21 protein-coding genes are annotated in these 21,318 nt (G+C 34.9%); 5 read left to right on the top strand and 16 right to left on the bottom strand.

What is annotated here, in order from left to right; genetic code table 11:
* Positions 1-149 precede the first annotated feature (149 nt).
* The 11 genes from JMA43_RS04180 to JMA43_RS04130 all read right to left on the bottom strand — a co-directional run bounded on the left by JMA43_RS04180 (position 150) and on the right by JMA43_RS04130 (position 11,352).
* A complete protein-coding gene (locus tag JMA43_RS04180) occupies positions 150-1,013 on the bottom strand; it encodes a hydroxymethylglutaryl-CoA lyase (protein WP_342155123.1) in 864 nt (287 codons plus the stop codon).
* On the bottom strand, positions 1,013-1,672 hold the full coding sequence (locus tag JMA43_RS04175; RefSeq protein WP_342155122.1) for an HAD family hydrolase: 660 nt from the start codon (positions 1,670-1,672) through the stop codon (positions 1,013-1,015). The genes JMA43_RS04180 and JMA43_RS04175 overlap by 1 nt, the downstream gene beginning before the upstream one ends.
* Before the next feature lie 689 nt (positions 1,673-2,361).
* Positions 2,362-3,855, bottom strand: a complete 1,494-nt coding sequence (locus tag JMA43_RS04170; protein ID WP_342155121.1) for a carboxypeptidase regulatory-like domain-containing protein — start codon at positions 3,853-3,855, stop codon at positions 2,362-2,364.
* A gap of 14 nt (positions 3,856-3,869) precedes the next feature.
* Positions 3,870-5,258, bottom strand: coding sequence for a CsgG/HfaB family protein (locus JMA43_RS04165; protein ID WP_342155120.1), 1,389 nt, complete (start codon positions 5,256-5,258; stop codon positions 3,870-3,872).
* A gap of 9 nt (positions 5,259-5,267) precedes the next feature.
* Complete coding sequence (locus JMA43_RS04160) at positions 5,268-5,672, bottom strand: curli production assembly/transport component CsgF (protein WP_342155119.1); 405 nt, start codon at positions 5,670-5,672, stop codon at positions 5,268-5,270.
* 11 nt (positions 5,673-5,683) lie between these two features.
* Entirely contained in the window at positions 5,684-6,409 is a 726-nt protein-coding gene (locus JMA43_RS04155) for a CsgE family curli-type amyloid fiber assembly protein (protein ID WP_342155118.1), read from the bottom strand.
* Positions 6,410-6,417: 8 nt separating this feature from the next.
* Positions 6,418-6,906 carry a hypothetical protein gene (locus JMA43_RS04150; RefSeq protein WP_342155117.1) on the bottom strand — a complete coding sequence of 163 codons (489 nt, stop codon included), beginning with the start codon at positions 6,904-6,906 and terminating at the stop codon, positions 6,418-6,420.
* A gap of 83 nt (positions 6,907-6,989) precedes the next feature.
* A complete protein-coding gene (locus tag JMA43_RS04145; RefSeq protein WP_342155116.1) occupies positions 6,990-8,588 on the bottom strand; it encodes a hypothetical protein in 1,599 nt (532 codons plus the stop codon).
* A gap of 39 nt (positions 8,589-8,627) precedes the next feature.
* Positions 8,628-9,392, bottom strand: coding sequence for a hypothetical protein (locus JMA43_RS04140; protein WP_342155115.1), 765 nt, complete (start codon positions 9,390-9,392; stop codon positions 8,628-8,630).
* Between the two features lie 323 nt (positions 9,393-9,715).
* Entirely contained in the window at positions 9,716-10,333 is a 618-nt protein-coding gene (locus JMA43_RS04135) for a LysE family translocator (protein WP_342155114.1), read from the bottom strand.
* A gap of 2 nt (positions 10,334-10,335) precedes the next feature.
* Positions 10,336-11,352, bottom strand: a complete 1,017-nt coding sequence (locus JMA43_RS04130) for a quinone-dependent dihydroorotate dehydrogenase (RefSeq protein ID WP_342155113.1) — start codon at positions 11,350-11,352, stop codon at positions 10,336-10,338.
* Between the two features lie 430 nt (positions 11,353-11,782).
* On the opposite strand from JMA43_RS04130, the gene pepT reads away from it, so the two are divergent.
* Positions 11,783-13,021, top strand: a complete 1,239-nt coding sequence (gene pepT / locus JMA43_RS04125) for a peptidase T (RefSeq protein ID WP_342155112.1) — start codon at positions 11,783-11,785, stop codon at positions 13,019-13,021.
* Entirely contained in the window at positions 13,008-13,595 is a 588-nt protein-coding gene (locus JMA43_RS04120) for a YdeI/OmpD-associated family protein (protein ID WP_342155111.1), read from the top strand. Before pepT ends, JMA43_RS04120 begins: the two co-directional genes overlap by 14 nt.
* A 70-nt stretch (positions 13,596-13,665) precedes the next feature.
* Here JMA43_RS04120 and yajC read toward each other — a convergent pair whose 3' ends face one another.
* The 4 genes from yajC to JMA43_RS04100 all read right to left on the bottom strand — a co-directional run bounded on the left by yajC (position 13,666) and on the right by JMA43_RS04100 (position 16,674).
* The gene (gene yajC, locus JMA43_RS04115) at positions 13,666-13,965 is read right to left on the bottom strand and encodes a preprotein translocase subunit YajC (protein WP_342155110.1); all 300 of its coding nucleotides are present in this window, start codon (positions 13,963-13,965) and stop codon (positions 13,666-13,668) included.
* Between the two features lie 11 nt (positions 13,966-13,976).
* The gene (locus tag JMA43_RS04110) at positions 13,977-14,444 is read right to left on the bottom strand and encodes a DUF1573 domain-containing protein (protein ID WP_342155109.1); all 468 of its coding nucleotides are present in this window, start codon (positions 14,442-14,444) and stop codon (positions 13,977-13,979) included.
* A gap of 94 nt (positions 14,445-14,538) precedes the next feature.
* Positions 14,539-15,480 (bottom strand): transcription antitermination factor NusB, encoded by a 942-nt coding sequence (nusB, locus tag JMA43_RS04105; protein ID WP_342155108.1) that lies wholly within the window; start codon positions 15,478-15,480, stop codon positions 14,539-14,541.
* 90 nt (positions 15,481-15,570) lie between these two features.
* Complete coding sequence (locus tag JMA43_RS04100) at positions 15,571-16,674, bottom strand: Glu/Leu/Phe/Val family dehydrogenase (RefSeq protein WP_342155107.1); 1,104 nt, start codon at positions 16,672-16,674, stop codon at positions 15,571-15,573.
* Between the two features lie 137 nt (positions 16,675-16,811).
* Here JMA43_RS04100 and JMA43_RS04095 point away from each other — a divergent pair, with 137 nt between their 5' ends.
* A complete protein-coding gene (locus JMA43_RS04095) occupies positions 16,812-18,569 on the top strand; it encodes an ABC transporter ATP-binding protein (protein WP_342155106.1) in 1,758 nt (585 codons plus the stop codon).
* A gap of 73 nt (positions 18,570-18,642) precedes the next feature.
* Complete coding sequence (locus tag JMA43_RS04090) at positions 18,643-19,023, top strand: PUR family DNA/RNA-binding protein (protein WP_342155105.1); 381 nt, start codon at positions 18,643-18,645, stop codon at positions 19,021-19,023.
* 128 nt (positions 19,024-19,151) lie between these two features.
* On the opposite strand, the gene JMA43_RS04085 is transcribed toward JMA43_RS04090, so the two are convergent.
* The gene (locus tag JMA43_RS04085; protein WP_342155104.1) at positions 19,152-19,490 is read right to left on the bottom strand and encodes a tRNA-binding protein; all 339 of its coding nucleotides are present in this window, start codon (positions 19,488-19,490) and stop codon (positions 19,152-19,154) included.
* 216 nt (positions 19,491-19,706) lie between these two features.
* Here JMA43_RS04085 and JMA43_RS04080 point away from each other — a divergent pair, with 216 nt between their 5' ends.
* On the top strand, positions 19,707-21,305 hold the full coding sequence (locus JMA43_RS04080; protein ID WP_342155103.1) for a discoidin domain-containing protein: 1,599 nt from the start codon (positions 19,707-19,709) through the stop codon (positions 21,303-21,305).
* Positions 21,306-21,318: the final 13 nt, after the last annotated feature.

Here is a 21,318-nt window from a genome sequence, read left to right as displayed (position 1 = left end):
TTGCACGCAAATATACTGCTTTTATCCGTAACATTCTAGCGGTTTCTCATTTTAAGAATATCTTAACTTTACCGCGTTTTTATTACTGAATTCATTCAACAAAAAAACAAAAGAAATGTTTTTGACAATTATCTTTTAAAAAGAATGTATTAATGATATTTCTGAAAAAGTTTTAGTGCTTCATTATAGGCGCTTTCAAAACTCATCGCCTTAATATTTGAAGTAGCTTTGACCGAATTTGAATATGAAAACAACTTTTCCGTAGGCATATTTCCTGTAAGCTCATCGGTAGCCATTGGACAACCGCCAAACCCTTGGATAGCACCATCAAACCTTCGACAACCTGCTATATACGCTGCATCTACTTTTTCGTGCCAGCTATCGGGAGTTGTGTGTAAATGCGCTCCAAACTCGATTTCGGGGTATTTTGGAATTAAATTTGAAAACAAATAACTGATGGTTTCTGGAGTTGAGGAACCAACCGTATCCGAAAGCGAAAGTATTTTCACTCCCATAGCTGCCAATTTTTCGGTCCATTCGCCTACAATTTCAACATTCCACGGATCTCCATAAGGATTTCCAAATCCCATCGACAAATACGCAACCACTTCTTTTTGATGTGCATTGGCAAGCGATAAAATTTCTTGCAACACCTCCACACTTTGTGCAATAGTTTTGTGAGTGTTTCGCATCTGAAAATTTTCAGAAATCGAAAAAGGATAGCCTAAATAATTTATCTGCGGAAAATTACACGCGTCTTCTGCTCCACGTACATTAGCTACAATTGCCAACAATTTACTCTCCGTTTGAGACAGATCTAATTGTTGCAAAACTTCTGCAGTGTCTGCCATTTGCGGAATGGCTTTTGGTGAAACGAAACTTCCAAAATCGATAGTATCAAAGCCGCATCGCAACAAAGCTTGAATGTAATTCACCTTTTGTTGCGTCGGAATAAATTCTTTTATCCCTTGCATGGCGTCACGCGGACATTCTATGATTTTTACAGTTTCCACTACGTTGTGAGTTCTTTAATTTTATCGATATTTAATTCAGCAAAATCATTGATTATCATATCGGCGGCTGATAAATCTTGATTTCCAGAGTTCGAATTCACATAACCAACACACATCATTCCCGCTGCTTTCGCTGCTGTTACACCGTTATAACTATCTTCCACAACAATAAAATTATTAGGGCTGATGTTATATTTTTCAGCAACTTTCAGAAAAATATCAGGATTTGGTTTGCTACGCTCTACATCATCTCCACTTACCAAATAATCGAAATAAGTTGCTATTTCAAATTTATCCATAAAAAGTGAAATGAGCTTTCTGGTAGATGAAGAAGCCAACGAAATATGAAAATTTTGAGATTTTAACTGCTGAAGAAATTGCAATACTCCAGGCACAGGCTGGACATCGATTTTTTCCATTTCGAAAAGAATAATCTCTCGATGAAAATTAACCAATTCGTTTGCGTTGGTATGAATACCATAGTCTTTTTTAATTTTTTTCCACATGGGAACGGCAGCCATTCCTACCAAAGTTTGATGATATTCGTTTGAAAAATTCAAACCCAATTCATCAAAAACTGTATTTAATATTTTTCTATGGGCAGGCTCGCTATCGACAATTACACCGTCCATATCAAAAATAAAATAGTCTTTCTTCAAAATCTACAAGGTTTAAACCAAAGGTAAAGAACCTGCACAGCTTACGCAAACGTTTTTTGGAGGCTTTTTTTTTGGGAAGCAAAGTAGCAGAGGTTCTAAGTGGCAAAGTTTCAAAGTATGAATAAAAACAGGTCTTTACCTTTTAACTTTCGATTCAACAAGATGTGATATCTCGACTCCGCTCGATATGACAGGGTTTTAGATAGTAGCAAAGAGGTAAAGTATAAATGAACACAAACCTTACCTCTTTAACTTATTTTCTTTTTGACTTTCAATTCAACAATTAAACAAGATGCGATATCTCGACTCCGCTCGATATGACAGGGTTTTAGAAAGTTGCAAAGAGACAAAGTACAAATAAAAACAGACCTTTACTCTTTAACTTATTTGTCTTTAACTTTCGATTCAACAATTGCCCGATTAAACAATTAAACAAGATGTGATATCTCGACTAAGCTCGATATGACAGGGTTATAGATAGTTGCAAAGAGGCAAAGTATAAATGACACAAACCTTATCTCTTTAACTTATTTTCTTTTTGACTTTCAATTCAACAATTAAACAAGATGTGATATCTCGACTAAGCTCGATATGACAGAATTTCACAAAGTAACAAAGAGGCAAAGTTTAAATAAAAACAAACCTTACCTCTTTAACTTATTTGCTATTTGGCTTTCAATCCAACAAAATTATTGATTTGGCATTTTGGCGTTTTCTATAACAATCTCTCTTGCGGTAACATTAAATTCTTCATCAAAAGCGACCTTTAAAACATCTGAATCGTCTGCTTTATTATTTGGTGCGTTTACCAATAAAACCGAAGCTTGATCGGATGCAAAAATCGGATCTGTATCGTTGGTACCGTTTTCTTTGGCGTCACTAATTAAATAGTTTGTAGCTGTAGAAATATTGTACAAAAACACCTTTGCATTTAATTGCCTGTTTGTATCGCTTTCGTATTCAGAAACATCGTAAGTATACAAAACCATGTTTCCGTCTAACGATAAATCGACACCTCCAACAGCGCCTTTTACCCCTTGGAATACTTCAGAAATTAAACCTCCAATATTGTCTAAAATTTTCACAGCACCTTCATATCCACTAATATTTGTCTCCAAAACCAACAATTTGGTGCGGTCGGAACTTTGTTTTACATCCATATAATACCTACCGCTTTCCGCAGAAAACATTAACTGACTGCTTCCGCCTGTAATCGGGATTCTATACATTTTATTCAAACTTGGGTACAACAAAGCCGTATCGTTATTCGCCCACGAGAAGCCCATCTTTTCAGTATCAATAGCATTTATCGGGATAGCTGTTGTAAGCTGTTTTTCATTAGTACCATCGGCATTGATTACAAAAATTTGATTCTTTCCTGAGACTGTTCGTATAAAAGCAATTTTATCGCCAGCATCACTCAACTTCGGACGGAAACTGTTGGTAGAACTACTTGTAAGTTGAATTTCTTTTCCATCTTCATCTTTTGCCATTACAACATTATTGCCTCCAATAACACGCGTAAATACATAATCGTACTGCGGATTTTTAAGTGTGGTAAACGAATACACTTCACTCAACACAGGATTATTTATACTATCGGAAACTTTTACTTGCCAGAAATATTTTAATCCGTGACTCAATCCATCCACCGTGTAAGTTGTGTCTTTTATACCTTCAAAACTAAGTATATCGTCGTTTAAACTATTTTTAATTTCTAAGGAATATGTAAGTGAATCGCCTTCTCTATCGGTAGCTTTCCAAATAAATTGCATTTCCAAATTTTGGTCGGTTGCTCCATTTTCTGGTGCTAATAACTGCGGTGCATCTGGAGCTTTATTATTGGCGGTTTCCACCTCCATTTCAAAAATTACATTCACTTCCAAGCCTGTTTTTACAGTTGCGCCTTCAAAAGCAGTTAGGTATCCGTCGATTTGCGCTTGCACCGAATAATCGCCTACCTCAACATCTTTCAACACAAAGTCTCCGTTTTCATCGGTAAAAACCGTAGAAGAAGCAGGATTGGTTGAAACTTTTACATTTTCCATGGGTGTGTTTACACCTGTTAATACAACTTTTCCTGTTATCGTTCCTGTTCCGTAAGCATCTACAGTATCTTCGCTACACGCAACAACACAGCTAATAATTCCTAAAATAACTAATATTTGTTTTAATGTATTCATTGCATTGATGTTGGTTAGTTAAGTTGCATTTTATTCTTCACTCCTAAGGTAAAACTTACTCCAAAGCCAAAATTGAAGTAATAGTCGTCGCGTTTTCCGTTTCTCAAATAATCAAGATCATCAGAAAACGTCATGTTTTGATCAGCAAAAAGTTTTAAAGATATTTTCTGATTGATAAAATATTCGAGTCCGAGTCCGTATTGCGCTTTAAAAAATGTACTCTCGGCATTTTCGGGTGTTTGATCGTTTTCAAAACCGAAGAGAATTCCTGCTCCGCCGTAGGCAAAAGGAGTTAAATCATCATTCGGTAAAAAGGTGAATCCTAAATTGGTATCGATAGAAGCGAATTTTCTTTTGTACAAATCGCCATTATTAAGTTCGAAAGAATTGGCACTAACATTCAAAGAAAGATACCTCGACATGCGGTACAAATAGTCAACTTTAAAAGAAGGTCGAAGTTCGGAAGCGCTGTAATCACTATTGTTTAGTGCTCCGCCCAAACTCAATCCTAAGGAATGACTATACTCACGACTGATGTATTTTCTGTTGTAGAGTTTTGTTAATTCGGCTTCTTCTTTTTCTTCATTGTAATCTTTTAGCAATTCTGCTTCAGCATCGGCGCCGTCTCTTGCGTGCCATAAATTTTCTTCAATTCCTTCAACAATAAGTCCTTCAACAGCTTTCTCGATAGCTTCTGTTACTGCCAGCTGTACTGGTTCGTTTCTGGTAAATCCAACTTCAGCCTCTAAAAGACGTTGAAACTTTACATATTTAAACAAATTGGCATCGAGCGCTTGTGAAAGTATGGTTTTGGAAACGTAAACATTTTTAAGAATTTTTCCGTTTGAAGTAGAGATAGCTCTAAGATAAACAGTTACACGATCTTGACGATATTGTGTACTTCCGCCAACACCAAAATAACGCGCTCCCATCCCACCGGTAACGATATTAGAATCGTAGGAAACAATTCCTCCTTCCAATAAAACGCCGGCAAACAACAACGGAGGTACACTTGGTTTGGTTTGCGCTCCTTGATACTCTTGGCGAGTAGAACGAATAATGTTACGCTCGTTTAATAAATTTCCAATATTTTCTCTTTCGATGGTAGTAAACCACCCAGAATCTTCAAGTGCATTAATTAAAATTGCAGTTCCACCTTGCGTTACTGCGGTACTAAAAGTACTTCCTACTTCGGTAGGTTTGTACTGCCCTGTTAAATCTCTAAAATTATACACCCCAACCACTACTTTTTCTTGAGGCTCGGGCAACGATTTTAAACGACTTGTTGCTTGGGTATTTTCTCCTATTCGGGCATCTGTAAAATCTACGGGTTGATTAAAATAGGTGCCACATCCTGCAAAAAGCATTAAAATGCTTACATATAATAAGGTACGATAAGTCATGCTAAAATGTTAAGAATTTGGAATAACAACCTGAGTTTGTTCGCCTGTGTTGGTATCTAAAATATCGATAACCAAGCCACCTTCAGATGGATAAACATCTAAAGCTAAACTACCAAAGGTGTATGTACCTTCTTGCAATTCGCCAGAGCCAAATTGCTCGGCATACAATTGTCGTGTAAGCTGACTTAAAAGTTGTGAATTTAAACTCTCTTGGAAAGATTCTAATTCTGATGTTTCCTCTCTAGTGGAAGCATTTGGGTCTTTAAATGAGTTTTGTGCTTGCGCCGAACTCAACAACCACTGGTAATTGTATGAATTACCTCCAAAACTAGAATTAATTGGTGTATACACAAGGTCTTGCGAATACATTACTGAAATAGTAAAAAACAAAAATAGGCTGGTTATAAGTTTCATTTTCTAAATATTTAATATTGAGTGGAACTGACTTTTGACTGTTCAAGCTGTTGCAAATACCTGTTTAAATAGGTCATGGCATACTCTGCTTGTGTTTTTATATAATCTAATTTAGGTTGTGCAAAAAATTGATATACAATTTGATTTTCTATTTTAAGTTGAATTCTAGTAGTCCGTCCAAAACTAATGGCTTCTTCAACCTTTATAATTTTATTAGTTTTAAGCGAACTCATATGATATTTCTGATAAAAAAAATCGTAAAAATCTTTTCCTGCTTTTGTCTTTGTATCTTCAGCTACAATCCCACTAATCATTAATCCTTCATTCATTTTATTATAAGATTCTTGGGGAAGTTCTTTTTTAAAATTAACTTCTGCTTTATGGGTACTTATAAGTTTGTCTTCATTAAAAATTAAGAGTAAAAGAATGTTTTCAATAGTGTCGGATACCACTAATTGAGATTTAAATAAATTCTTACTCTCAAAAGGTGTAAGGGTGAAGCGCCCTTCTTGTGTTTCTTTATCTATTTCTTCTTGTTTGTTTTTTTTTAATACTGAAAATTGATAGGTTAAACTATAATTACCTCCTGTTAAATTCTTTACTGATGCCGAATAGAAAACCACGTCTTCTTTAGGATCTTGTACCAAAATATCTGCCTCTACCTCTTTATTTAAATTTTGAGTAAAAACAGATACTGATGAAAGCAATAACATTATGATAAAACATGCTTTTTTCAATCAAAAAATTATTTATAGTTTCTAACAATTACCGATCGATCATTTCCAGTCATTTTAATAGTCATATTATCTCCGATACTATTACTACCATATTTTTCTACTAGCAAATTATTCCCTTCTTGAATGGTTTGTGTATTCATTGCATTATTTGGATTGTATGCAATTTCCTGCACATAATTATTTGCTCCCTGCTGTGTTACATTCTGAGTTATACTTTGTGCAACAACCATTTGGTTAACATTATTTTGATTTCCGTTTTGTTGCAAATTGTAATTTACCTCTGAAGCTTTTAAAGCTACCGAAGCACTGTTATAATCTCCTACTTGAGAAAGATAAACCCCATTGTTTTGGTTTTGAGTGCTGGTTGAATTTTTACGAGTAACCAATGTTTGGTTATTAGCAAGCATTGCTTCGTTTACAGTTTTTGGACTTTGAGCTACAGCAACCACACCAATTCCAGAAAATAAAATTGTAAATATTACTGTTTTAACTCTCATATTTTTATAGTTTAAAAGTAGCAAGGGAAAATTCCCTTGCTACTTAAATTGTGTGTTTATTTTTTTGGTTTATAACCTACGGATTAGTTTCCTTGAGTTACAGCACCCATGTTTCCATTTCCAATTTGAGAAACAGTACTAGTTTGGCTCATACCTGATTGAGATACAGTACTCATGTTGTTATCTCCCCATTGTAAAACTCCACTTAAGTGACCACCGTCTCCACCTTGAGTAACAGTACTCATGTTTCCTTCACCAAATTGAGCAACACCACTCATGCTTCCTGTTCCAGTTTGAGATACAGCACTCATGTTACTATCTCCCCATTGTAAAACTCCACTTAAGTTAGCTTCACCATCTTGAGATACAGTACTTGTATTCATTGAACCAACTTGAGCAACACCACTAATTTGTCCAACTCCCATTTGAGCAACATCACTAGAGTTACCATCTCCCCATTGAACTACACCACTTCCGTGAGAAGCTCCACTTTGAGAAGTAGCACTCTCGTTACCATTTCCGCTTTGTAATACAAAACTGTTTAATTCAACTCCAACTTGATCTACAGTAGCTAAGTTTTCGTCTCCTAGTTGAATAACATCACTTTCGATTTCGTCTCCAACTTGGTTAACAACAGCTTCGTTTAAGTCTCCTGTTTGCTCGATATCACTTTCAAGAGTTGCTTCACCGTAAGGTCCAAAGCCAAAAAACGGAACTAAGTAACCATCCAATTCAGCACTTCCTGTTTGAGAAACTGTTGCAGAGTTACGATCTCCTTCTTGATCAATATCACTATCAATATCAACCTCGTACAATGCACCTTGAGACACATAAGATTGTGTTACAACTGCAGTGTTACGGTCTCCAATTTGGTCGATTTCACTGTTAAGTCCGTCATCAAAAAGACTAACAGCACCAGAATTTTGAGCAACTGTAGCTGAGTTACGGTCTCCATCTTGGTAAATAGTACTTGAAGCATCAAAATTTGTTTGAGTTACAGTAGCATCATTACGGTTCCCTAATTGATCGATTTCACTAGATAAAACTGTACCATCTTGTGTTACGGTAGCTGTATTACGATTTCCTTCTTGTAAAGACTCACTAGTAATAAATTCTCCGTCTTGAGAAACTGTAGCCGTATTACGGTTTCCAACTTGATCTACATCAGCATCGATAAAACGACCATCTTGATCAACAACTGCAAGGTTTCTATTTCCTTCTTGCATTACATCAGCAGTATTTTTCCCTAATGATGTAAGAGCATCTCCGTCTTGAGTTACAGTTGCCTCATTAAATTTACCATCTTGATAAACAGTTGCTTCAGCAAAGTCTCCAGTTTGTGTTACTGTTGAAATATTCTCACGTCCGTCTTGATCAACATCAGCACTTAAATCATCTCCAGCTTGATCTACTGTCGACATATTCAAAGTACCTTTTTGCATCACATCCGAAGTATTATCATCTCCAACTTGACTTGTAACTGCATCGTTTTCAGTTTTTTTCTGAGAAACTGTCGCAAGGTTATCATCTCCTGTTTGCATTACATCAGAAGTATTTAAATCTCCTTTTTGTGTTACAGTCGAATTATTGTCATTTCCACTTTGAGAAAGTGCACTTGTATTATTTTGAGCGAACCCAATTGTTACCATCATTAAGCATCCCACTAATAATGATATATTCATTTTTGTTTTCATAATTGCTTAGATTATCTTGATGATTTTTTATTGACTAACGTTGGTATTATTGAAATTACCGGTAGCAAGACTCACGTTTACATTGTTATCTCCAACTTGAGAAATAACTCCAGTATTATTATTACCAGTTTGAATGAAAGTGTTCATGTTTTGACCACCGTCTTGGTTAATAGTACTTGAGTTATAATTACCACTTTGCTTAACATAGTTGTTGTTTCCCCAAGCATTTTGAACTACAGTACTTGTGTTGTGGTTACCGTATTGCTCAGTAACAGAAACCTCAGTAGAACCTTTTTGTAAGTCAACAGAAGAGTTGTTGTTTCCTACTTGAGTTTGAGTGTTTTGGTGAGCATTGTTAGCCTGAGTTGCAGTTGCAACATTCCCATCTCCTGTTTGAGTTTGAACAGCTACAGAATTTGTAGTACCATTACCATTTCCACTTGCATACTGCGTATCTTGAGTTACAGTAGCAGTATTGTAATTACCAACTTGAGTTTGAGTAGATTGATTATAACCTCCTTGTTGTACGCCATTCTCGTTTTGAGACGTTGTAGCTGTGTTCCAGTTCCCAGTTTGAGAAACTGCAGCATAGTTACCTTCACTAGCTTGTGTTACATTTCCTGTGTTGTTGTCTCCAATCTGAGCAATTCCAGAAATAGAAAAATCTCCAGCAGTTTGGTCTACATTGACCGTATTCGCATTCCCTGTCTGTGTTGACAAAGAAAAATTATCTTGAGCCATAACCACAGCTCCGCATAAAAGCGCCCCAGCGCAAAAAATTACTTTTTTCATAATAGATAGATATTTATTGGTTTTAAAATAATTCAATCACTATATGTATGTATGGGGAAAAAAGAACGCACGAAAGGGGAAACTTGTAATAGCATATTCGCACTTTGGGGCATTGTTTGTTAAGACATCCTCAACAACAACGATGTAAATGTAAAAAGGCTTTAAACTTTTTCAATTAAATATCGATGAATGACAAAATTACTTGCTAAAATGAGTGTTTCTTACAAGATTTATTGTAATCCTTATCTTATATGTAGTAAAAAAATAACTTACAATAGTAATAATTCTACAATATAAAGCTGTAAAACGAAAGAAATCAGGTATTAAACAAAAATTATCACGGCGAGTAACACAAAAACAACTACTTGCAACCATTTAAAGAATACTCCTACTTTAGCAGATTCCTTCACGAATACCGAAATACGCCCTGCCAGTAATGCAATTAATGAGAAGATTAAGAAAGTGATTAAACAGAAGATACTTCCTAATGTATAAAACTGCGCGATAACTGGCATTGTATCACTAAACAAAAAACCAGGAAAGAAAGCTAAAAAGAAAATCAAAACTTTTGGGTTAAGTAAATTCATCAAAAACCCTTGAAGATAAAAACCTAAAGTCGACTTTTGAGAAGCTGTGCTGGTTTCAAATTGAATTTCGCTATCACTCTTATAAACCGAATAAGCCAAGTATAATAGATACAAAGCCCCAAAAACTTTTAAAGAAGTAAATAAAATTTGATTTTCAATAATAAAAGTAGCTACGCCAAACGCCACTAAAGTTGTATGCACCAAACAACCAGAAATAAGTCCAAGTACAGTTATGAGTCCGTTTTTAACTCCATTTGCCATACTTTGCGTTAACACATATATATTGTCTGGACCGGGAGTTAAAGCCAATACAACCGAAGCAATGGTAAAAGCTATTAATATTTGAATATCCAAAACTAGCGCTTTAAAAGAGCCTTATTAATTTTCTTTACCGCAGCAGGACCTTCATAAATAAAGCCAGTGTAAAGTTGCACAAGCGAAGCACCAGCATTTAATTTTTCAATAGCATCTTCTGGTGTATGAACTCCTCCTACACCAATAATCGGAAAAGCATTCTCCGATTTTTCAGCTAAAAACCTTATCACTTCCGTAGATCTTTTAGTCAGTGGTTTTCCGCTCAACCCTCCAATTTCTTCTTTATTTTCAGATGTTAACCCTTCGCGACTAATTGTGGTATTGGTAGCAATCACTCCTGCAATTTTTGTCGATTTTACAATCTCAACAATATCCATCAATTGCGAATCGGTCAAATCTGGAGCAATTTTTAATAAAATAGGTTTCGATTTTTCTTTACTAGCGTTTAAAGTTTGCAATGTAAGCAACAAAGCAGTTAACGGTTCTTTATCTTGCAACGCACGTAAATTTGGCGTATTTGGCGAACTCACATTCACCACAAAATAATCAACATAAGGATAAAGCGCTTCAAAACAAATCACATAATCGTCTACAGCATTTTCATTTGGTGTCACTTTATTTTTCCCAATATTTCCACCAATCAGCACTCCATTGTTCTTCTTCAATCGCTCAACAGCCTCTTCAACGCCACCATTATTAAATCCCATTCGGTTAATAATCCCTTTATCATCAATCACTCTAAAAAGGCGTTTTTTAGGATTTCCAGGTTGTGGCTTTGGTGTAAGCGTTCCTATTTCAATCGATCCAAAACCAAAATTAGAAAGCTCCTTATACAGTTTAGCATCTTTATCAAAACCAGCAGCCAGTCCAACCGGATTTTTAAACTTCAATCCAAAAACTTCAAGTTCCAAACGTTTATCTTCAACCACAAAAATGGCTCTAATAAGTGCCGATACTCCCGGAATTTTATTAATAAACTTTAAAACAGAAAACGTAAAATGGTGAACTTTTTCAGGATCAAACAGAAAAAAAATAGGTCGTATGAGTAATTTATACATGTTTTTGCTAGTTTTTGCAAAAGTACTCAAACTAAAAATTTATGCTTTCCTTTTTCTTAAAATATTTTTTCAGCAGCACTAAAGTAAAGCTTCATTAGTATTGCTGTTACCCGCCTGCCTACGGTAGGCAGGCTTTCACCACTACACGGTAGTTGGCTCAATCGGGGCTAGCGACAAACGCTTGCGTATTTTACTTTTCAGAATTGTTTGTGTTGCATTTGGAAAGTAAACTTCAAACTTTCACACATCCCCCTACCCCCCTTCAAAGGGGGAATTTATTATCCCCTTGAGGGAACTTTAGGGGTCTTTATAATTTCAATCTCCAACCTTTCACTCCATACACCAAACTTCAAACTATTCAACTCTCAAATAAAAAACTTTACACAAGGATACTTTTCAAGTATTATGTATTTTTGATAAAAAAGAATTTATGCAACAAATTATAGACCGTTTTATAAGCTACATTAAAATAGATACGCAATCCGATCCAAATAGCGACACTACGCCAAGTACAGAAAAACAGTGGAATCTTGCCAACAAATTGGCCGAAGAACTCAAAGCAATCGGGATGCAAGATGTTACTATAGACGAGCACGCTTATGTGATGGCCACACTTCCTTCAAATTTAGATAGAGAAGTACCAACTATCGGTTTTATATCGCATTTCGACACATCCCCAGATTTTTCTGGAACAAATGTAAATCCGCAAATTATCGAGAACTACGATGGCGGAGAGATTATACTTAACGAAGCGCAAAATATAGTGCTATCGCCAAGTTACTTTACCGATTTAAAACAATATAAAGGACAAACACTAATCACAACCGACGGGACAACGCTACTCGGCGCAGATGATAAAGCGGGAATTACAGAAATTGTAACCGCTATGGAATACCTTATCAATAACCCACATATTCATCATGGACCTGTGCGTGTTGCCTTTACTCCCGATGAAGAAATTGGTCGAGGCGCCCATAAGTTCGACGTTAAAAAGTTTGGTGCTGAATGGGCTTACACTATGGATGGCTCTCAAATTGGAGAACTCGAATACGAGAATTTTAATGCTGCTGGTGTAAAAATTACAGTACAAGGAAAAAGTGTTCACCCTGGCTACGCCAAAGGAAAAATGATAAATGCCGTAGTTATTGCCAACGAGTTTTTATCGTTGATGCCGAAAAAAGAAATGCCGCAATACACTAGTTTTAGAGAAGGATTTTTTCATTTTTACGATTTTAAAGGAGATGTAGAACTCGCTGTAATTAACGGAATTATTAGAGATCACGACCGCGATAAATTTGATGCGCGTAAAGAACTTGTAACTCGAGTAGTTAACGATCTAACAGAACGATTTGGAGATATCATCACTCTCGAAATTAAAGATCAATACTACAACATGAAAGAAAAAATTGAGCCTGTTATGCATATTGTAGATATTGCCGAACAAGCAATGAAAGATTTAGATATCAAACCGCTTATCAAACCTATTCGTGGTGGTACCGACGGTTCTCAACTTTCGTACATGGGTTTACCGTGTCCAAATATATTTGCAGGCGGACATAATTTCCACGGAAGATACGAATACGTTCCTGTGGAAAGTATGAAAAAAGCAACCGACGTAATTGTGAAAATTGTAGAGCTAACAGCCAAATATTACAATGAAGAAAACTAAAACAGCCAACGAATATTACGAAGAAAACACTGCTTGGCACAAAGAGCTTTACGCCTTAAGAAAAGTTTTGTGCGCCACCGAATTGGAAGAAACCGTTAAATGGGGTGTCCCTACCTATACTATTAATGGTAAAAATGTAATTGGTATCGCAGCGTTTAAATCGTATGTTGGACTTTGGTTTCATAACGGTGCATTATTAACCGACAAAACAAAAGTGTTACTGAATGCACAAGAAGGTAAAACGGTGGCACTTCGTCAATGGCGCTTTGAAAACATCAATGATATTGATGAGAAATTAGTAAAAGCTTATGTTTTAGAAGCGATTGCCAATCAGAAGGAGAATAAAACGGTTAGTATTCCGAAGAAAAAAGAAATTACAGCTCCTTTTCTAATTACCGCTTTAGCTGAAGATGAAAAATTACAAACTTCATTTAATGCATTAACAAAAGGAAGACAAAAAGAATACCATGAATTTATTGCTGAAGCCAAACAAGAAAGTACAAAACAACGGAGATTGGATAAAATAATTCCTTTAATACTTGAAGGGAAAGGACTCAATGATAAGTATAAATAACTAAACTTTTTTTAAAATAAAAAAACCGATTCAGATGAATCGGTTTTTTTATAACTTAAAACTTTACTGCTTATTTTTTATCCTTTACAGGTGCTGCAGAAGTATTTTGTTTTTGCGAAAGTTCTAGAGAAATTGCAGAACGTTCAAACTTCATTTTACCTGCCATTGTTTCAATTACGCAAGTGTTATCATTATTAAGGTCTACAATTTTACCATGTAAACCACTTTTGGTAACCACACGGTCACCACGTTTTAATTCCTCTGCAAACTTTTTCTCTTGCTTTTGCTTTTTTAATTGCGGACGTATCATAAAAAAATACATCACAGCAAAAATTAAAATAAAAGGTGCAAATTGATTAATTGCTTCCATTAATTACGTGTTTATGCTTTAGGTTGTGCAGCAGCATCTTTAGCTTCTACAAACGCTTTAATTCTTAATTGCTCTGTTCCTTTTTCGGTATTTGCAGTAATGGTAACTGTTTTTGTTACAGCATTTCTTCCGCTTCCGTTATATTTTACCAAAATTTCTCCCGTTTCTCCTGGAGCAATTGGAGCTTCTGGTTTTTTTGGAATTGTACATCCGCAGCTACTTTTTGCATCTGTAACTACTAAAGGAGCATCTCCTGTGTTTTTAAATTTAAAAACTTTCTCTACAGCTTGCCCTTGTGGAATGTTTCCAAAATCGTGCTCTGTTTCTTCAAAAGTCATTACAGCAACTTTTTTTGCCGCTTCGTCACGTTGTTCTGCTGCTGCTACGTTATCCGAATTTACTTTACTTGCTGCGTTATCTTTACATGATGTAAAACTTACCGCTGCTGCTACAGTTAATACCAATAATACTTTTTTCATTTTAATAAAATTTTATTGTTTTTCTAAGTGGTTAATTGTGAATAGGTTTACTATTTAAAACCTGTCTATGACTCACAAAAATAGTAATATTTTATTACATCAAACCTCTCCCCGACTTATTTAACGAATTGTTAGCTTCGTACTCTTTTACGAGTTTATCTAAAATTCCGTTTATAAAAATACTACTCTTTGGAGTGCTGTATTCTTTAGCGATTTCAAGGTATTCGTTAATAGTTACTTTTACTGGAATTGATGGGAATTTTAAAAACTCACAAATGGCCATTTTCAGTAATACAGAATCGAGTTCGGCAATTCTATCGGTATCCCAATTTGGAGTTTTACCATCTATTTCCTGCTGAAGGCGTTCGTTGTTCAAAATTGTCTTTTTAAACAATTCACTTGCAAACATTTTATCGTCTTGATCTTTAAATAATGAAGGATGGAAATAATCTTCTGGAGAATCTTCCTTCAATTTTTTAATCATTTTAACAAGCAACGTATTTACCAACGGAAGATCGTCAACCCATGTAAGTTTTTTATCTTCAATATATTCGTACAACTTCTCGTTTGGCGCAATGATATGCTGAAACAACTCCAAAATAAGTTTTTTATCTTCCTTAAAAGTTGTTACTTCTTTTGCCATGTAGGCTTTGTACAAATCGCTTTCTAAAATGGCTCTGTAAATAATTTTCACATACTCATCATCTAGATCCCAACTGATGTTTCTGTTTTCTAATTTTTCGGTTAAAACTGTATCGTTAACCAATAATTGTAAAACAGGATTGTCAATAAATTTACGCTTCGGATTTTTTTCCTCTTTGGTAGCGAGGTATTTTTTTTGTGAGAGTGTAAGCTGCTCTTCAGCTGTTTTTTGAACTTCTACTAGTAAACCCAAGAGTGTTAAGTACAAATTGTACATATTCTCCATACTAGCAGATAAAAATTTTTCTTCTTTACCTAAATCAGTGTTTTTAGATTGAATGAATGCATACACAGATTGCATTACTTTAACTCTGATGTGTCTTCTTGTTAACATGCTTAAAGAACTTTCTTGCCTATAATAAATAATGAGGGCGAAAGGAATACCCTTTCGCCCTGCAAAAATAATATTATTTTAGAAAACGTCTTATTTTTTCAATGCTAATTTTCTGTTATCAATTCTACTTTGAGCAATACTCAAGGCAGCTTCGTGCGTAGTGCACTCATTTTTATCAGCATGTGCAAAAATATCTAAGGTAGTTTTAAAGATATTTTCTGTTTTTCTAAGGATTTCTTTTTTGTCGTATCCTTCTAATTCAGCATAAACATTAATAATTCCTCCAGCATTAATCAAGAAATCTGGTGCGTAAGCAATTCCTCTTTCTTTTAAAATTGCTCCGTGAACTTTTTCGTCTGCAAGCTGATTGTTGGCTGCACCAGCAATTACTTTTGCTTTAATTTCGTTTACCGTGGCATCGTTAATAGTTGCTCCCAACGCACATGGCGCGTACACATCTAGCTCCTGATTAAAGATTTCGTTTCCAGGAATAATTTGTGCTTTGTATCTTTTTGCTAATTCTAATAATTTAGCTTCATTGATGTCAGAAATCAACAACTGCGCACCTTCATTATAAAGATAATCTGCTAAGGTTTCCCCAACATGCCCAACACCTTGCACAAGTACTTTTTTACCTTCTAAACTATCATCTCCAAATTGGTATTTTGCAGCAGCTTTCATCCCCATAAACACCCCGTAGGCAGTAATTGGTGATGGATTTCCTGCTCCTCCTTTTTCTTCTGAAATACCCGTTACGTATGGAGTTACTTCGCGAACAGTATCCATATCGGCAGTTTCCATTCCTACATCTTCAGCAGTAATATATTTTCCGCTTAACGAATGTACAAACTCCCCAAAACGCTTCATTAACTCAGGCGTTTTTTGAGTTTTAGCGTCTCCAATAATTACCGCTTTTCCTCCTCCAAGGTTCAAACCTGTAATGGCCGATTTGTAAGTCATCCCTCGAGATAAACGCAACACATCGTTTAATGCTTCCCACTCGTTAGCATAATTCCACATTCTGGTACCTCCCAAAGCCGGACCTAAAACTGTATTATGAATTCCTATTATTGCTTTTAATCCTGTATCTTTGTCCTGACAGAAAACAATCTGCTCATGATCATTGAACGAAAGCTGACCAAACACTGGGTCTGCTTTTTTAAGTTCTGAAGGATTTAAAATTTCTGAAACCATACAATTATCGTTTTTTGTTTGCTTATTTTTTAATATCGTTAAAATAATAGCGCAAAAATACGAATATTTCAATATAAAAGCTAAAATAAGTCGTCTCGTTGAGGATTTATTAAAAAAATTGATTTTGAATAAAACTAATGAAGGAACTAAAATATATTAACAAATTCTTTAAGAAATATAAGTGGAAATTAATTATTGGTGTATTTATCACAATCTTAGCCACTGTCTTTAAACTTGTTTTACCAGAATATGTTGAGCAATCTGTTAACGCAGTTGAAACTTATATCTTAGATGATAACGCCGATATCTCTACGGTAAAAATGCAATTGCTACGCTACATTCTTATTATTGTTGGCTCGGCAGCATTATCGGCATTATTTACTTTTTTAATGCGTCAAACCATTATCAATATTTCAAGATATATTGAATTTGACTTAAAAAACGAAGTATACGAACAATACGAACGTCTTTCGCTTAATTTTTATAAGAAAAACAGAACGGGCGATTTGATGAACCGTATAAGTGAAGATGTCGGACAAGTACGTATGTACGCTGGTCCTGCAATTTTGTATAGCATCCAAACCATTACACTATTCTTATGTGTTATTCCGTTGATGTTTTACACCGCTCCAAAATTGGCAGCATACACACTTATTCCGCTTCCAATTTTATCTATTCTGATTTACAACATCAGTAAAGTAATACACAAACGAAGTACCGAAGTACAACAATATTTATCAAAACTTTCAACGTTTACCCAAGAGTCTTTCTCCGGAATATCAGTAATAAAAGCTTACGGAATTGAAGGAAGAATAGGTGACGAAGTTGATTCTCTAGCGCTCGAAGGAAAAAACGTCAACATGGACTTAGCAAAGGTAAACGCATGGTTTTTTCCACTCATGCTTTTATTGATTGGTATAAGTAACATTTTTGTAATTTACGTTGGCGGACTCCAATATATTAATGGCGAAATCGCAACAACAGGTGTAATTTTAAAATTCATCATTTACGTTAACATGCTTACCTGGCCAGTAGCTACCGTAGGTTGGGTAACTTCAATAGTGCAGCGTGCAGAAGCTTCTCAAAAACGTATCAACGAATTTTTAGATTTAGATCCAGAAATTAAAAATCCAACCGTTCTTCCTTCAGAAATAAAAGGAAAAATAGAATTTAAAAATGTAACTTTTACGTATGACGATACAGGAATTACAGCGCTTAACAATGTTTCCTTCACTATAAATCAAGGAGAAACTTTAGCCATTATTGGAAAAACTGGCGCTGGAAAATCGACTGTTTTAGATCTTGTTGGAAGACTCTACGACGTAACTAGCGGAACTATTTTAATTGATGGAACTCCAATAGACACACTCAACTTATCAGATTTAAGAAATAGTATTGGCGCCGTACCGCAAGATGCTTTCTTGTTTTCCGACACTATTGGCAACAATATTAAATTCGGGCAAAAAGATGCTACGCAAGAAGCTATCGAAAGCGCTGCAAAGAAAGCAGCTGTACACCAAAACATAGTTGAATTCACTAAAAAATACGATACTGTTTTAGGCGAACGTGGACTCACTTTGAGTGGCGGACAAAAACAACGTGTTTCTATAGCGAGAGCACTTATAAAAAATCCGAACATTTATTTGTTTGACGACTGCTTATCTGCCGTTGACACAGAAACTGAGGAAGAAATATTGAATAATCTGAAACAAGTTTCGAAGAAAAATACTACAATAATTGTGAGTCATCGTATTTCTTCAGCAAAAAATGCAGACAAAATTATTGTCCTTGAAGACGGTAAAATCACAGAGCAAGGAACTCATAATCAACTAATAAACCAAAAAGGGTACTACCACGAATTGTACCAAAATCAGATATCAGAAAAAGAAAGTTAGAGAAATTGTTGTTTGATTTCATTTTTTTTTACATTTTTGATTTTGTTAACATATAAAAGTATTTAGAGGAATTATGAGCGATAAAGGTTTTGTAGAGAAAGATGAGATATTCTCTAAAGTGTTGAGAGCTGGAAGAAGAACTTATTTCTTTGATGTTAGAGGAACCAAAGCTGGAGATTATTACTTAACAATTACCGAAAGTAAAAAGTTTACCCACGACGACGGATCTTACCACTACAAGAAACACAAAATTTATTTGTACAAAGAAGATTTTGCTGCTTTTAAAGAGAATTTAGAAGAAATGATTGACTTTGTAATTAATGAAAAAGGAGAAGAAGTAATTTCTGAACGTCATCAAAAAGATTTCAAAAAAGAAACTTTCGCTGAAGATAACGATACTTTAGAAGAAGTAACTACCGAGAAATTTACAGATATTAGTTTCGACGATATTTAAAAATCAATTTCTTCGAAATACAAGAAGTATTGAAAATAAAACTTATACAATTTCAGTTGGTATAGAGATTTGTATAATAAAATGAAGGGCTGTTTTACAACAGCCTTTTTCATTTTATAGAAATTACACTACCCTATTCTCAATCCGTTTTCAACCTTAAAATCGGGATTCAAAAGCACTACATCACCATCGGTTCCAACAGCACCAACAACCAAACATTCACTCATAAAATTGGCTATTTGCTTTTTGGGAAAATTCACTACCGCAACTACTTGCCTCCCCAACAGCTCCTCTTTTTTATAACGTTTTGTTATTTGTGCTGATGTTTTTTTAATACCAATTTCAGCACCAAAATCTATTTGTAGTTTAAACGCAGGTCGTCTAGCTTCAGGAAAATCATTTACCTCTATCACAGTTCCTACGCGCATTTCTATTTTTTCAAAATCTTGCCAATTAATTTCAGTCATTCTGTAGTTTTTTTATTCGCTTAAAAATAAACACAAATATAGCGTTACACAATAGATAGCAAGGGAAATGATGAATATGAATTCAAAAGTAAATTTGCTTTGAATTCATAAATAATGACATGAAAATTACAATTAACGTAACCTATTAATTTACATTTACTTGCATTTTTAAAAAGTATATATTACATTTAATAAAATTTTAACAACCAAAATATTATGAAAACAAAATTTAAATTGGTAAACCTACTTATGGTATGCCTTGCTCTATGCAGTTTTTTCGCATCTTGCGATAATCTCGATGGAACCTCTGGAGGAGGAACAGACATCCCCGATCCAGATGCATTATCAAAACCTGGTCAAAAACAATTAAACGTAGTTTACTTCCTACCTAACGATGTTGATGCCTACGCTAATTACCAACAGCGACTTACCGATGTTTTAAAACATGTTCAAGAGTATTATGCAGAAGAATTAAGCGACTATGGATTTGAATACAAAAAATTCGGACTACAAGAAGACCCAGAAAGTCCAGGACTCGTTAAAATCCATTTAATAAATGCCCAAGAAACTTCTGCCGATTATCCTTATGATGGTGGTGGTAGAAAAGCAATTGTAGAGATTGATGCTTACTTTGCTGAAAATCCAGACTTAAAAACAAGTGACCATATTTTAGTTTTCATCCCTCGTTATGAGGTGGGTGTTCCTTTTTATGGTATTGGTAAATATGCATTTGTAAGAGACTACGAAAACGGTTACGACATGTCAAAATGGGTTGATGGCGTTGGTTTTCCTAGCGTAGACGATAAGTGGATAGGTGGACTTATCCACGAGTTAGGACATGGCTTAAACCTTCCTCATAACAGACAAAAAATTTCAGATAATTTTACTGCAATGATGGGAAATGGAAATAGTCAGTACTGGAGTAATCCAAATGGAATAAAATTAACGAAGGCTTCGAGTTTAATTCTAGACAATAATCAAATTTTCAACACAGATCCATCTATAGATTTTTATACTGAAACACCAAATTTAGAAATTAAAAAGCAACGTATTTATGCTGATTCTGAAAATTTATACGCTACAATTCAATTTGAGACTGATATTCCTGTAAAAGGAATGATTATGTACAACGATCCAAAAACAGGACCGAACGACTTAAATTATAATGCTATTACATGGACTTCAACCAACATCAGCATCAATAATAACAGAAAGGAAATTTCGTTCACCATGCCACTTAGCGATATAGATGAAGAGTACAAACAATATCCATTTAAGCTAAATATATCGGCAGTATTTGAAAATGGAGAACGCAAAACTTTTAGTAATCATGATTATAATTATGTTGACAGAAAACCAGATATAGACATCGACTATTACTTATATGATGATTTTGACAAAAGCAACTGGACAGTTGAAGCTTCCTCTGAAGAAACTGGATTCCAAGGTAGTACAGGATTAGCTGTTTACTTATTAGACAATGATCCTGCAACTCTATGGCATTCTGGATATTACAGCTCATTTCCTCACCCTCACAGTGTAACTGTTGATATGAAAGAAATTAAATCGTTAAGTGGAATTTCGATTTTACAAAACCAACAAAATGCAAATGGAATGATGAAAGACTTCACTATTGAAGTTTCAACTGACAATGTAAGTTATACCGAAATAGGAGCACATACCGCAACAGATGATATGTTAAAACAACAGTTTGTTTTCGAATCAGCAACAAATGCAAGATACTTCAGAATAACATCTTTAAGCTCATACAATAACAGACCAGTAACTCGACTTGCCGAAGTAGGAGCTTTTTAATAATTAGAATTTA

Origin of the sequence: Joostella sp. CR20 (assembly GCF_038433465.1) — a bacterium.
In the GTDB taxonomy this organism is placed as follows: domain Bacteria; phylum Bacteroidota; class Bacteroidia; order Flavobacteriales; family Flavobacteriaceae; genus Galbibacter.
Note: the sequence above shows the minus strand (reverse complement) of the source record. Positions and strands in the feature narration are given on the sequence as shown.